Genomic DNA, 14,289 nt, shown 5'->3' with positions numbered 1-14,289 from the left:
CGCCTGAGCCACTCACGACGACGTCATCGCCATGAACGACAGACTCGACCTGTACAACCGCAAGCGCCGCTTTGACGAAACGCCGGAGCCGACGGGCACGCGCGCGAGTCGCAGACCAGGCGGCAGGAAGACGACAAGGCAGGCAGCGGACGAGGCGCTCTCATACGTGATTCAGGAGCATGACGCGCGTCGCCTGCACTACGACTTCCGGCTCGAACTGAACGGCACGCTCCTGTCATGGGCGGTGCCGAAAGGGCCGAGTCTCGATCCGTCAGTGAAACGGCTTGCGGTGCATGTCGAAGACCATCCGGTCGAATACGGTTCATTCGAAGGAGAAATTCCGCCGGGCAATTACGGAGCGGGCAGCGTGATCGTATGGGATCGCGGCACGTGGGAACCGATTGGCGGCGCGGCGGAAGCGGCCAGAACGTACTCGGCCGGCAAACTCAAGTTCCGGCTGAACGGTGAAAAGCTGCACGGTGGCTGGACCCTGGTGCGCAGTCATATGCGCGGCAGCGGCGACAAGGAGCAGTGGCTGCTGATCAAGGAACGCGATGAAGAAGCGCGCAACGAGAGCGAGTACGACATTCTGAAGAAGCGTCCGGGCAGTGTGCTGAGCGGCAGCGCCTCGGCGGCCCAAGGCGCGAAAACGACGAAAACGACGAAGACGGCGACAGCGAGGGGCACAGGCAAAACCGCGAACGCCACTGCGGAATCGAGCACTGCGTCGGCCGCAAAACGAGCCGGCAGGAATGGCGCGAAAGCCGCTTCGTCGAGTCGCGCCGACCCCAGGCGACCCGACATCGTAGCGACGCGCAACGCGCAGTCGCTGCGAGAACTTGCCGCCGCGCCCTCGATCGAGGGCGCGGTGAAAGCACGCTTGCCCGCGACCTTCAAACCGCAACTGGCGACGCTCGTCGACGCCGCGCCGCCCGGCGATGAATGGTCGTATGAAATCAAGTTCGACGGCTATCGTGTGCTGACCCGCATCGATCGGGACGCCAAGGCAAGCGCAGTCACAGTGTTCACCCGCGCCGGTAATGACTGGACCGCGAAGTTCAGCAAACAGGTCGAGGCGTTCGAACAACTCGGTATCGAAAGCGCATGGCTCGACGGCGAAGCGGTGGTGCTGGACCAGAACGGCGTGCCGAATTTTCAGGCGCTGCAAAACGCCTTCGATGCGAGCCGTCCGCAAGACATCATCGTCTACCTGTTCGACATACCGTTTCTGAACGGCTACGACTTGCGCGGCGTGCCGCTCGAACAACGCCGCGCGATTCTGCGCGCCTTGCTTGAAGACGTCGACGACAGCGTGCTGCGCTTCTCGAACAATTTCGACTTCAGCGCGGAAGACCTGCTCCGGAGCGCGTGCGACATGGCGCTGGAGGGGATCATCGGCAAGCGGCGCGACAGTGGCTATTTGTCGGGGCGTTCGTCGACGTGGATCAAACTGAAGTGCCGCCGCCGCCAGGAGTTCGTGATCGGCGGCTATTCGGAACCGTCCGGCAGCCGGGCGGCGTTCGGTGCGTTGCTGCTCGGCGTCTACGACGGTAAAGGCAAATTGCAGTATGCGGGGCGCGTCGGCACCGGTTTCGACGCGGCGTTGCTGCGCTCGGTCAAGAAAGAGCTCGACGCGCATGAGATCTCGCGCATGCCGTTTGCCGCTGCGCCGCGCGAGCGCAGTCGCACGCCGGTGCATTGGGTCGAACCGGTGCTCGTGGCCGAATGCAATTTCGCGGAATGGACAAGCGATGGCATCGTGCGCCAGGCGTCGTTCGTGAGCCTGCGCAACGACAAGCCGGCGCGGCAGATCGTCAAGGAAACACCTCGCCAGGGAGCCGACGTGCAACAGCAAACCGATTCTGGATCCGACGACGCGCCGAAGAAACGCACGGCGCGCAAAGCTTCCGCTAGTACTGCGGCTGTATCTGGCGCGCAGAAGCCTGGCGCGGTGAGATCCGGCGCCGAGGCGAAAACGGCGGACGCGAAAGGCGTCAGCATAAAGAGCCGCGGCGCGCAGACAGGCGGCGCGAAGGTCAGTGCCGCGAAAACCGCTGCAACGAAAAGCACGGCTGCTAGAGCCAAAGCAGGCAAAGGCGCAGCCGCCAAATCAAACACTGCCGCGACTCCGGCTGAAGTCGCCGGCGTTCGCGTCTCCCATCCCGAGCGCGTCATCGACAAAAGCAGCGGCGCGCGCAAGATCGATCTCGTGCACTACTACGAATCGGTTGCCGGCTGGATGCTGCCGCATCTGCAAGACCGGCCGGTGTCGCTGGTGCGCGCGCCGGAGGACATCGGCGGCGAGCTGTTCTTCCAGAAGCACAGCCAGAAGCTGTCGATTCCGAACGTCACGCAGCATCCGGGCCTCGATCCGGGTCATCCGCCGCTGATCACCGTCGATACGCTCAAGGCGCTGGTCGGTGCCGCGCAGATGGGCACTGTCGAATTTCACACATGGAATGCCGTCGTGTCGAATATCGAAAAGCCGGACCGCGTGGTGTTCGACCTCGACCCCGACGCGTCGCTGGGCTGGGAACGCATGATCGAGGCCGCGCAACTGACACGCGCGCTGCTCGAGGAACTCGGCCTCAAGTCGTTCTGCAAGACGAGCGGCGGCAAGGGCTTTCACGTGGTCGTGCCGCTCGCGAAACAGGCCGGCTGGGACGAGGTGAAGGATTTCTCGCAAGCCGTCGCGCAGCACATGGCGGCGACGCTGCCCAAGTACTTCAGCGCGAAGATGGGCGCGCAGAATCGCAAGCAGAAAATCTTCGTCGACTACCTGCGCAACAACCGCGGCTCCAGCACGGTCGCCGCGTTCTCGGCACGCGCGCGTCCGGGCCTGGGCGTATCGGTGCCGCTTTCGTGGGACGAAGTGGCGAGCACCAGCGGCGGCGATCAATGGACCATCGAGAATCTGCACGAGCGCCTCGCCGACCTCAAAAGCGACCCGTGGGCGGACTATGCGAAGACGCGCCAACGCATCACCGCGGCCATGAAAAAACGTCTGGATGACGCGCAGTAAGCGCGCTTCAACCGGCGGATCCGATTCAGAACGACAAGGAGCACACCATGAAGACCTCACCGCAATCGTCCGATGGCGACAAGCAGGCGGACCCGCACGCCAAAAAGCAACCCGAATCGCTGCAGGAGGCTGCCGTGCCACTGCCGCACGAAACCGATCAGGATCCGGAATCGCAGCACGAGGACAGTCCGCGCCATGTCGGCAAGCAGGCGCATAGCGACCTCGAACGGGGGCTGAAAGACACCGACCGTCGCGGCGGCGACGAGTATCAGCAAAAAACGCAGAACGACGCGCACACCGACGTCAACTCCGGTGGCAAAGGAACCAGCGGCACACGCGGCAAGCATTGACCGACGACGTATCGATTCGCGCCCGTCGGCGGCGCCTCCGTCTCATACCGGGTCGATGTCCCAGTAAAGCGGATCGCCGAAATGGGCCGTCAGGAATTCGATCAAGGCGAGCGTCTTCGGCGGCACGAACGAACGGCTCGGATACACCGCCCAGATTGCCGCGTTCTCGGCGAGCGGATAGCTGTCCAGCACGCTGACCAGTTCGCCGCTGCGCAGATAGGGCGCGACGTCCCAGGTCGATTTGAGCGCGATGCCGAAACCGGTCAGCAGGGCGTCGCGGATCACCTCGCCGTTGTCCGTGACGAGGCGTCCGCTCACGCGCACCTCGAGCGGTCCGGCAGGCGTCACAAAATATCGACATCGACCAGGGCTGCGGCCGCGGGCATTCGTGCGTGTCTGAACCGCCACACGCGCGGAAAACGCGTCGCCGCAAGCGGGTTAACACCCGATTCGCGGGCAGCGCGCGCAGCCTCGCTTGGCGTTAGACTGGTAGGGCATCATGCTAAAACAGTTGCGTGTCTCGCGGCCCGGCTTCGTCCAGTCTGGCGGTGCGTGGGCAATAGCGCTGAAGCGGGCGCGCAGCGGCACAACAACGAGGTGACAGTATGAGCTTCCGACTCTCCGCCGTTTCAGTTGTTGCTTCTCTCGCATGCGCGTTCGCGCCCGGCATGCTCGTGCCGATGGCTCACGCCGCCACGCCGATCACGGTCACGTCCCAGTCCGCCCTCGACGGCCCGATTCGCTACACGGTGCGCGTCACATCCAAACAGTTCGGCAATTCGCAGGAAACGCGCACGATCCGCTCCGGCGAATCGGACGACTTCACATGGAAAACCGTGCCGCCGGGCGGCCCGGTTCCCGCGACGGATGCGTGCCCCAACTACGCGTCGCTGCCCGTCGACACCAACGGCGCGATGATCCGGCAGACGCAGATCCGGTTCGCGCCGGTGGTCGCCGGCGACGGCACGGCGAGCGTGCAGTTGAGCTTCCAGGCGCAGACGCCGAAGGGCGTGAAAACCGTGACGGCCGGCGGCAAGACGCTGAAGTGCCCGAACGACGTGAGCGTCAGTCAGATCGTGCGCTTCACGATGCCGGTCAATGGCAGCACGAAAACGCTCACGCTCAGCGACGGCACGGAAGTCGCGGTCAGCGCCAAGCGCTAGAGCCAGGTCCGCTGCGTGGCGAGGGCCTGCACGCGGCTCAGCGCCGCGCCGCGGCCCGTTCCACGAGCCGCGCCGACAGAAACCGGTGCTCCGCCGAAAAGAGCCGCCGATACGTGAGCAGCACCGCGCCCACCGTCCCCAAGGCGGACGCCGCGGCGATCAGGAACATGATCACGATCTGATAGCGCACGGCCTGCAATGGCGATTGTCCGGCCAGCACCTGGCCGGTCATCATGCCGGGCAGACTCACCACGCCGACCACGGCCATCTGATTGAGCGTCGGCATCATGCCCGCGCGTACCGCTTGCCGCGCCGGCGCCTGCGCGGCTTCCCAACGTGTCGCGCCGAGCGCGAGCGCCATGTCGACGCGGTCGCGCCGCGCGGTCAATTCCTCGCTCATCCGTTCGATGCCGAGCGACACGCCGGTCAGCGTATTGCCGAGGATCATGCCGAGAATCGGAATCGCGTACTGCGGCTCGTACCACGGGTGAATGCGGATCACGACGAATAGCCCGACCGCGGCCACCAGCCACGAACTGACCCAGATCGACAGCACGCTGTCGGCACGTTGTCCGCGATAGGTGCGGTTGCCGCGTTGCGCGCCCGCGAAGCCGGCAATCAGCGTCATCACGATCATGAGGGGCAGCACCACGTACCAATGGGCATAGCGGAACACCCAGCCGAGCACGTAGCCGATCGCCAGCAATTGCACGACAGTGCGCACGGCCGCCCAGGCGAGCTTGCGTTCGAGATCGAGCTTGAGCGCCACCGACACGACACCGTTGACGACGATCAACAGCGCGGCAATCGCCACATCCCACAGAGTCAGGTTTTGCAGGGTCATTGGCCGAACTCCTGATGAGCCTGATGCGCGGGCGGTGTCTCGTGCTGCGCGGTTTCGTCGAGCACGCCGGCGCGCATGGTCAGATGCCGCGCGCTCATGCGCGTGGCTTGCGCCGGATCGTGGGACACCCAGATCGACGCATGACGGCCAGGCTCGGCGTCGAACCATGCGTGCACCAGACCTTCGATGGCACGCGACGACTCCGGGTCGAGCGAGGCGGTGGGTTCATCGAGCAACAGGACCTCGGGCGCGAGTTGCAGCACGCGAATCAGCGCGGTGATCTGCGCCTCGCCGCCGGACAGCTCGCTCGCGCTCTTGTCGAGAAAATCGTCGCCGCGGCCGGCTTGAGCGGCGAGGCGCGCCGCGCGCGCGCGATCGAAGCGCACGTCGCGATAGGCGCGCAATCCGAACGGGTAGCGCAGATTGTCTTCGACGCTGCCGTCGAGCAGCGCGGGCCGCTGCCGGATATACGCGACGTTGCGCCGGTAGCGCGGAATGGCGGCGCGTTCCACCGCCGCGCCGTGCCACATGATGCGTCCCGCGTCGAGCGGATCGAGCAGCGCGAGCGCGCGCAGGAACACGCTCTTGCCCGAGCCGGATGGCCCGGTGATTGCGACGCGGTCGCCCGCGTGCAGGGCGAAGGTGGTCGGCTGCAGCAGCGTCTGGCCGCGCACGGCATCGCGCCGGGCGAGGCCGTCGGCGAGGACGAAAGGAACATCGGTCATGAGTAAATGTGCAATGGGGGAATGGGTAATCTCGAAGGCCGCCGCGACCTGCGTGTGCAGCATGATAAAACGCCAGCGACATGCGCTTGCTGATCGAGGATCGGGCACGCAACGTGCTGAACGGTGCTCAACGTAGAACAAAGTAGCGGAGCCTCTCAATGGCAGTGTCGAACACGATCGGAAGGCGGATCGGAAAAATCATCGCATGGCTGCTGGCGATCGTCGCCATTCTGATTGTCGCGCTGACCATTTTCATACTGACCTTCGACTGGAACCGGGCAAGGCCCTATATCAACGACAAAGTGACGCAGGCCATCGGCAGGCCGTTCGCCATCAATGGCGATCTGAAGGTCGGCTGGCGGCATCCGGTCGGCGAGACCGGCTGGCGGGGCTGGGTGCCCTGGCCGCGTTTCTCGGCGGCCAATATCACGGTGGGCAATCCGGACTGGACCAGGCAGCCGCAGTTCGCCACGCTCGACGAGATCGACTTCCAGGTCAAGGTGCTGCCGCTGATCACGCACGATATCGTGATTCCCACCATCAACCTCGTGAATCCTTCCGTCGACCTCGAGCGCCTGCTCGACGGGCGCAACAACTGGACCTTCAAACTGGCGTCGTCGAGCGCGCCTTCCGAGTGGAAGCTCGAGCTGCATGACATCGCCTTTGCCAAGGGCAACATCGCGCTCTCCGATCAGCAGAAGAAGGTCGAGTTGCAAATGGTCGTCGACACGCTCGGCCAGCCGATCCCTATCGGCGAAGCGATGAAGCAGCAGGAAGCCGCGTCGCGCAGTTCGTCGGCGCAAGCAATCGGCAAGTCGGGCGCGAACAAGCTGACCGCGCAGGCGAATGCGCAGGCGGCATCGGAAGCCGCGGCGGCGTCCGCGGCGGCAGCCTCCGGCGCGTCGTCGACGGATATCACCGCGTCGGGTACGACGGCGGCCACGGGCGCCTCGGGCGGGTTGGTCGCGGGCGGCTCGAAGGGCGCCAGCCAGGCCGTCGCCGCGGGCGCGAGCGGCGCGGTCGTGGCGTCCGCGCCTGCTTCGGCTTCGGGCGCGAGCGAGGCGCAAGCGCAAGCCGGCGCGCAGCAGGAGATTCCTCCGTACGCCATCGGCTGGACCGTCAAAGGGACTTACAACAAGACGCCGGTGTCGGGCACCGGCAAGGTCGGCGGCGTGCTGGCGTTGCAGGACGCGAACCGGCCGTTCCCGGTGCAGGCCGATGTGAAGGCGGGCGATCTGCATGTCGGCCTCGTCGGCACGATCACCGATCCGGCGCATCTCGCCGCGGTCGATCTGCGCCTCTGGCTGCAAGGCAACAGCATGGCGCGTCTCTATGCGCTGACTGGCGTGACTTTGCCTGACACGCCGCCGTATGCGACCGAAGGACGCCTCGTCGGGCAGTTCAAGTCCACCGGCAACGTCTTCAAGTATGAAAATTTTACAGGCCGGGTCGGCGGCAGCGATATCAACGGCTCGTTGATCTATACGGCGCGTGAACCGCGTCCGTTGCTGCAGGGCGAACTGGTCTCGCATCTGCTGCAATTTTCCGATCTGGCGCCTGTGATCGGCGCGGATTCGAACGCGAACAAGGCCAAGCGTGGCGACGCAACCGCGCAGCCGTCGAACAAGGCGCTGCCGGTCGAGGAATTCCGCACCGACCGCTGGAAGGCGATCGACGCCGACGTGAAGTTCACCGGCCGGCGCATCGTCAAGGACGTGAATCTACCGATCACGGATCTGTACACCCACATCGTGATGACCGACGGCGTGCTCTCGCTTGAGCCGTTGAAGTTCGGCGTGGCCGGCGGCACGTTCGCTTCGGACATTCATCTGGACGGCAGCGCGACACCGCTCAAGGGCCGCCTCGCGACATCGGCGCGGCATCTGAAGCTCAAGCAGTTGTTCCCGAACTTCAAGTCGATGCAGAACGCGCTCGGTGAAATCAATGGCGACGCCGCGCTGACCGCAACCGGCAATTCGCCGGCGGCGCTCGCGGCAACCTCGAACGGCGAGGTGAAAGCGCTGATAACGGACGGCACGGTGAGCCGCCTGCTGATGGAAGCGGCCGGGCTGAACGTGGCGAACGTCGTGTATGAAAAGCTGTTCGGCAATCGCGACGTGAAGATCAACTGCGCGGCCGCCGATTTCGTCGCGACCAACGGCGTGCTCGATTCGCGCGTCTTCGCGCTCGACACGGATGACGCGGTGATCAATATCGACGGTGACGTGAATATGCGTGACGAGTCGATGGACCTCGGCGTGCATCCGCATACCAAGGGCTTCCGGGTGTTCTCGCTGCGCTCGCCGCTTTATGTGAAAGGCACCTTCAAGGATCCGCACGTGGGCGTGAACGCGGCCGCGCTGGCATTGCGCGGCGGCGCGGCGGTCGGCCTCGGCTTGATCAATCCGTTCGCGGCGCTGATTCCGCTGCTCGCGCCGAGCAACAACAAGCCGTTGCCGTGCACGCAGATGCTGGAGCAGATCCGCCAGGCGCCGACCGCGCCTCCGCCGGGCGTGAAGCAGCAGCCCAAGTCGGCGATTTCTCTGGATGGCGCGCCGGTCAACAAGCCTTCCGGCGGCGCGTCGTCGCCGGCCACGACGGACCAGAAGAAGCCTGCGACGACGTCGCCCGCCAGCGCGGCTGAATACAAGGGGAGCTGATGCCTTTTTTCATCCTGCCTGCACACTGGCTCAGCTGGAGCTTCGGCGGCGGCCTTTCCCTGATTTTCTTGTGGCTCATCAGCGTGCCGCCCGGACGCGGCCGCATCGACGAAATCACGACGAGATGAGGCAAGGCGTTGTACGCGCGCAGACAGATCGCGCGTACAACGCCTGAGATGGCGAGTCAAATCAAGGAAAGGTGATGACACAACGCCGCCTGACGAACAGACGGTGTCGTGAGCGTGAAGGTCTACAAAGGTAAAGGTCTACCTGAGCGAACGCGGTGCGGCGTCTCCGGCAGCATCCTGCCGACGCACCCCGCGACGGGCGCCGCCGATGCGAGTCGCGCCGAATTCCGCGAGGATCTTGCCGCGAGCCCGGCTGGCAAACACCAGAAAGCCGAAACCGTCGGCCTCGTACCAGTAGCCGCCGTTCTCGAGACCGTCGAGCGGCTGCTCCAGCGCATTGGTAATGGATTCGATGCAGCGGCGCCGCAACTCGGCCGGTGCGGGATAGGGCGGTTGTGCTCCACGCACACTGCATAGGAGCACGTCGAGCCCTGGCAGCACATGTGCATAGAGGACCGGCTCGTCTTGCGCGCGAGCGCGCGCAATCTTGGTGTCGAGCTGACCGAACGGCTTGAAATGCCGTAGTACCGCGAGGAACGACTCATCGCCGTCCACCTTCGCGCGTCTACGCTTTTTCGGGAAGGACATAAAAATTCGCCTGAAAAAGAATTGCAAGAAACGCAGCGTCCTCATGCGACCACTCCCGGCTTCGCGCGCCGCACGTCGATCTTTTATAGCATACGACAAGACCGGATTCACGATGATTCGACGACTACGCCGCCCCACCGCCTCCCGCACGAATCATGCCGAACCGCCTCGCCGCGCGCTTTCGCTTCCCAGCACATCTGTCTCCATCATAGACGCACGAGGCGCCGAAAAATCATCTCATACCAATAAAAAAGTCGTTTTTGTGTGGGCGAGCGCATCATGCCGCTACGTTGAAATATCTCGAATTCACGTCGATAATGGCCCGTCCGGCTGCACTGCGCCGAGCTCGCCGATCCGGCGCTGTACAGTCTCGCCGACGCGGCCGTGGCGTGGCCGGTCACGCGAATCGCCGCGCCTTGAGTGACCGCTTGAGTGACCCTTTGCGACTCTTCGGGCGAACATGAAACTATTCACCAAGGGTCTGCTGCTGATTGCAGTGCCGAGCGTGGTCGAGCTGGCGCTTCTCGGCGTCGTCTTCGATACCCAGGAGCAGACAGCGCAGGCCGCGCAGTGGGTCACCAACAGCAAACAGATCCTCTATCAGTCGTCGGCCATCGTCGATCCGCTGCTACGCCAGGCCGCGCGGGTCCGCACGGGCATGGTCATCGGCGATGCGTCGCTGATCGACCGCCATACGGTGTGGGTCGATCTGAACGACCGTCTGTCGAATCTCGAGGTGCTGGTTGCCGGTACGCCGCAGCAGGTCGAGCGCGTGCACAAGATGCAGCGGGCGATCGACGCGTATCGCGCGCAGACGGTCGGAATCTCGCAGGCGCTGCATGCAGGGCACCGCCCGAATTCGTTTGCCGCGCTGGAGACCGGCGCGTTGCCGCAGGAGATCGCGGTGTTTCGCGACGAGCTCGCCGCGTTCGGCAACGAGGCGTCGCGGCTGGACGCTGAACGCTCGGCCTCGCTTGCGCGGCGCCGTGACCGTCAGCAGTACGCGTTGATCGGCGCCGTGCTGGGCTCGATGCTGATCTGGGCGGCCACCGCGGTGGTCTTTGCGCGCAGCATCGGCCGGCGGCTGGAAGTGTTGACCGACAACGCCGAGCGCCTGGGCAGCGGGCGCTCGCTCGCGGCACCGCTGTCGGGCAACGATGAAATTGCCGCGCTCGACACCGTGCTGCACCAGACAGGCGCGCGCCTGCGCGAGGCGGAAGCCGAGCAGGCCATGCTGAAAGCGCGGCTCGAAGCGCGCGCGCGGGACCTGGCGGGCGTCAACGAGGAACTGCGTCAGGAGACGCAAGACAATGAAATGTTCATCTACAGCGTGTCGCACGATCTGCGCTCGCCGTTGGTGAATCTGCAAGGTTTCTCGAAGGAATTGCAGGTCTCGTGTGACGAGCTGGACAGCGTCGTCGCGGCGGCAACATTGCCGGAGGCCGAGCATCGGCGCATGGCGCATATTCTCAACGGCGAGGTGCGCGAGTCCTTGCAATATCTGCGCACGGCGGTGACGCGGGCTGCCTCGATCATCGACGCGCTGCTGCGGATTTCGCGCGCCGGCCGGCTCGAGTACCAGTGGCAGCGCGTAAGCGTCGGGCGCGTGGTGGGCCGGGTGGTCGACGCGCTGCAGGGCACGATCGGGCAGCACGCGGCTGTGGTGACCGTGCGCGAACTGCCGCCTGCATGGGGTGACCCCGGCGCGATCGAGCAGATTTTCAGCAATCTGATCGGCAACGCGTTGAATTACCTCGACCCGGCGCGCAACGGGCGTATCGAAGTCGGCGCGCTGGAACCCGAACCGGTCGAGCCGGTCGAGGCGGGCGAGCCGCGCGCGGTACGCATGCGCACGTATTATGTGCGCGACAACGGTCTGGGTATTCCGGCCGCGTATATGTCGAAAGTGTTCCGGGCGTTTCAGCGGCTGCATGGCGACGTCGCGAATGGCGACGGCATCGGCCTCGCGGTGGTGCGTCGCACGGTGGAGCGGCATGGGGGCCGTGTGTGGGTCGAGTCGGCGGAAGGCGCGGGGTCGACGTTTTTCGTGGTGTTGCCGGAACAGCCCGCGCGGCTCTGAACAAGGGCGGGCAGATGCGGCAGCGGCGCGGATCATCACAAGCGGCAGGCATCAACCAATCGTTCAGTACGGAGAGCATATGAGTCACGGGGAAACGGTCAGCATCGTGCTGATCGAAGATGACGACGGCCATGCCACGCTTGTCGAGCGCAATCTGCGCCGTGCCGGTATTTCGAACGGTTTCGTGCGCTTTCGCGACGGCCAGCAGGCACTCGATTATTTTTTCGGCCCTGCGCCGTCACCGGCGGACGCCGCCGCGCGTTCCGCGGCCGAGCCCGCTGACAGCGCCGTACCCGCGCGTGAAGATTTGATGAATTTCGTCGTGCTGCTCGATCTGAAAATGCCGCGGGTGGACGGCTTCGAAGTCTTGCGGCGTCTCAAGGAATCGCCGCAGACAGCCGCCGTGCCGGTGATCGTCCTGACCACGACCGACGACCCGCGCGAAATCGCGCGCTGCTACGAGCTCGGCTGCAACGTCTACATCACCAAGCCGGTCGAATATGATGCGTTCATCGAAGCCGTGCGCCGCCTCGGGTTTTTCCTGCAGGTGGTCAAGTTGCCTACGGGGCATCGCCTCGCGGCGCCGTGATGGAAGGTTCGCATGAAGCTGGCCGAAAGCCGCTCGTGACAAGATAGACCACTTGAAGACCTTAGCCAGAGAAGACTTCGCATGACCGAAGAAGTGTCCACGCAGCCCGCCGCATACGTGCTGGTCGTCGATGACGACGAAGGCATCCTGCGGCTCGCGCGCAAGTCGCTCGAGCGCGCCGGCTGCCGGGTCACGATCTGCGCCGGCGTCGAAGCGGCCCGCGAGCGGCTCGCGGGCGGCGGTCCCGACTTGCTGGTGCTCGACTATCAGCTCAACGGGCCGGAGACCGGCCTCGACTTCTTTCGCCGTTTGCGCGCGGAGGGCGTGCGGATTCCCGCCATTCTCGTGACTGGTTTCACCGACGAATCACGCGTCATCGAAGCACTGCGCGCCGGCGTGTCCGACGTGGTGCCGAAGTCCGGCGATTACCTCGATTACCTTCCCGAAGCGGTCGAGCGGGTGCTCTCGCAAGTGCGTCTGCAGCGCGCGTCGGATGAAGCCTTGCTGCTGCGCGATCGCGAGCAGCATTACCGCACCTTGTCGGAGGCGTTGCCGCACCTCGTCATGACCTGCAACGGCGTGGGCGACTGCGATTTTCTGTCGAAGCAGTGGTACGACTACACGGGCCTCGCTGAAAGCTGTTCGTACGGTCTCGCCTGGCTCGACGCCGTACATCCGGACGACCGCGAGGAGATTCGCCGTAGTTGGCTCAAGGCGGTCTCGGGCAATGCCGGCGATTACCGGCACGAGCTGCGGATCTGTCGCCATGACGGCGAATACCGCTGGTTCGACTTGCGCGCGGTGGCGATGCGCGACGCCGAAGGCGCTGTCAGCAAATGGTTCGGCAGTTGCACGGACATTCATTCGCAGCGCGAGGCAATCGAGGAGCGCGAACGGCTGCTGACCTCGGAGCAGGCCGCGCGCCAGACCGCCGAAGAAGCCAACCGCGCCAAGGACCGCTTTCTGGCCATGCTGTCACACGAATTGCGCACGCCGCTCACACCGGTGCTGGCCGGCGCCAGCGTGCTCGAGATGATTCCGGATCTGCCCGATCAGGCGCGCGCGAGCGTGCGCATGATCCGCCGCAACGTCGAACTCGAAGCGCGACTGATCGACGACTTGCTCGATCTCACGCGCGTGGCGAACGGCAAGCTGCGGCTGTCCCTGGAAACGGTCGACGTGCACGACGTGATGGACAGTGTGCTCGAACTCTTTCGCAGCGAGATTCAGGTCAAGCAGCAGGACGTGCACGTCCACAAGGACGCTCGGCACCATTACGTGCTGGCGGATCGCGCGCGGCTGCAGCAGATGCTGTGGAACCTGATTCGCAATGCCGCCAAGTTCACGCCGGACGGCGGCCATATTTATGTGCGTACCCGCGACGAACGCATGCATGTGCAGATATCGGTGGAAGATACGGGGATCGGCATCGAGCCGGACCAGATCGGCAAACTCTTCAACGCGTTCGAGCAAGGCAATCAGAACATGACGCGGCAGTTCGGCGGTCTGGGCCTTGGACTCGCGATCACGAAGGCGCTGACCGACGTGCATGGCGGCACGGTGACCGCGCAGAGCCCCGGCGCGCACTGCGGCGCGACCTTCACGATCACCTTGCCGACGGCCGCGGCGCCGGAGGCGGCTTCACCGGTCGCGGTGCCGGACCAGGTGCATCCGGCCGGTCTGCTGAACATCCTGCTGATCGAAGACCATGTGGACACCGCCGAGGTCATGGAGCAACTGATTCGCAGCCTCGGCCACGAGGTCACGACCGTGGGCCGGATCGACGACGCGTTGGCCGCGACTCAATTGCAGAGCTTCGATCTGATCGTCAGCGATGTAGGATTGCCCGACGGCACCGGCCTCGATTTCATCAAGGCGTTTCGCGAGCACTCGGACGCGCCCGCGGTCGCGTTGACCGGCTTCGGCACCGACGAAGATGTGCGTCGCTGCCTGAGCGCCGGCTTCACTTCGCATCTGACCAAGCCTGTCAATTTCGGCCAGCTGGAGACGATGATCGAAGGCGCGGTCAATCAGAAGGAGCGCAAGGAGGCTTGAGCGCATGCGCCGCAGGTATTGGCGCACGATAAGGAAAAAGGCCTGTTGCGGGGGATTCGCAACGGGCCTTTTGCTTGTTGCGGCT

At 64.7% G+C, this 14,289-nt stretch carries 10 protein-coding genes and 1 pseudogene; 7 read left to right on the top strand and 4 right to left on the bottom strand.

Features of this window, described 5'->3' with window-relative positions:
* Positions 1 to 31: 31 nt before the first annotated feature.
* Together ligD and RI103_RS10855 are read left to right on the top strand one after the other, a co-directional pair.
* The gene (gene ligD, locus RI103_RS10860; RefSeq protein ID WP_310812041.1) at positions 32 to 3,022 is read left to right on the top strand and encodes a DNA ligase D; all 2,991 of its coding nucleotides are present in this window, start codon (positions 32 to 34) and stop codon (positions 3,020 to 3,022) included.
* Positions 3,023 to 3,069: 47 nt separating this feature from the next.
* A complete protein-coding gene (locus tag RI103_RS10855; protein WP_310812040.1) occupies positions 3,070 to 3,372 on the top strand; it encodes a hypothetical protein in 303 nt (100 codons plus the stop codon).
* Between the two features lie 42 nt (positions 3,373 to 3,414).
* On the opposite strand, the pseudogene RI103_RS10850 reads toward RI103_RS10855, so the two are convergent.
* Positions 3,415 to 3,723 (bottom strand): annotated as a pseudogene (locus RI103_RS10850) (LysR substrate-binding domain-containing protein); the annotation flags it as partial.
* A 254-nt stretch (positions 3,724 to 3,977) separates the two neighbouring features.
* On the opposite strand from RI103_RS10850, the gene RI103_RS10845 reads away from it, so the two are divergent.
* Entirely contained in the window at positions 3,978 to 4,535 is a 558-nt protein-coding gene (locus RI103_RS10845) for a DUF6013 family protein (RefSeq protein WP_310812039.1), read from the top strand.
* Positions 4,536 to 4,572: 37 nt separating this feature from the next.
* Here the strand turns inward: RI103_RS10845 and RI103_RS10840 are convergent, their stop codons facing one another.
* Together RI103_RS10840 and RI103_RS10835 are read right to left on the bottom strand one after the other, a co-directional pair.
* The gene (locus tag RI103_RS10840) at positions 4,573 to 5,379 is read right to left on the bottom strand and encodes an ABC transporter permease (protein WP_310812038.1); all 807 of its coding nucleotides are present in this window, start codon (positions 5,377 to 5,379) and stop codon (positions 4,573 to 4,575) included.
* Positions 5,376 to 6,104: an ATP-binding cassette domain-containing protein gene (locus RI103_RS10835; RefSeq protein WP_310812037.1), complete on the bottom strand. Its 729-nt coding sequence runs from the start codon at positions 6,102 to 6,104 to the stop codon at positions 5,376 to 5,378. The genes RI103_RS10840 and RI103_RS10835 overlap by 4 nt, the downstream gene beginning before the upstream one ends.
* A gap of 158 nt (positions 6,105 to 6,262) precedes the next feature.
* On the opposite strand from RI103_RS10835, the gene RI103_RS10830 reads away from it, so the two are divergent.
* Positions 6,263 to 8,764: an AsmA family protein gene (locus RI103_RS10830; protein ID WP_310812036.1), complete on the top strand. Its 2,502-nt coding sequence runs from the start codon at positions 6,263 to 6,265 to the stop codon at positions 8,762 to 8,764.
* 266 nt (positions 8,765 to 9,030) lie between these two features.
* Here the strand turns inward: RI103_RS10830 and RI103_RS10825 are convergent, their stop codons facing one another.
* Positions 9,031 to 9,525 carry a hypothetical protein gene (locus RI103_RS10825; protein WP_310812035.1) on the bottom strand — a complete coding sequence of 165 codons (495 nt, stop codon included), beginning with the start codon at positions 9,523 to 9,525 and terminating at the stop codon, positions 9,031 to 9,033.
* Between the two features lie 415 nt (positions 9,526 to 9,940).
* Here RI103_RS10825 and RI103_RS10820 point away from each other — a divergent pair, with 415 nt between their 5' ends.
* From RI103_RS10820 to RI103_RS10810, 3 genes are all read left to right on the top strand, one after another.
* Entirely contained in the window at positions 9,941 to 11,560 is a 1,620-nt protein-coding gene (locus RI103_RS10820; RefSeq protein WP_310812034.1) for an ATP-binding protein, read from the top strand.
* A gap of 79 nt (positions 11,561 to 11,639) precedes the next feature.
* Positions 11,640 to 12,149, top strand: coding sequence for a response regulator (locus tag RI103_RS10815; RefSeq protein ID WP_310812033.1), 510 nt, complete (start codon positions 11,640 to 11,642; stop codon positions 12,147 to 12,149).
* Positions 12,150 to 12,230: 81 nt separating this feature from the next.
* Positions 12,231 to 14,204: a response regulator gene (locus RI103_RS10810; RefSeq protein WP_310812032.1), complete on the top strand. Its 1,974-nt coding sequence runs from the start codon at positions 12,231 to 12,233 to the stop codon at positions 14,202 to 14,204.
* The last annotated feature ends 85 nt before the right edge of the window (positions 14,205 to 14,289 follow it).

This window comes from Paraburkholderia sp. FT54 (assembly GCF_031585635.1).
GTDB lineage: Bacteria > Pseudomonadota > Gammaproteobacteria > Burkholderiales > Burkholderiaceae > Paraburkholderia.
This window is presented reverse-complemented; position numbering and strand designations above follow the sequence as displayed.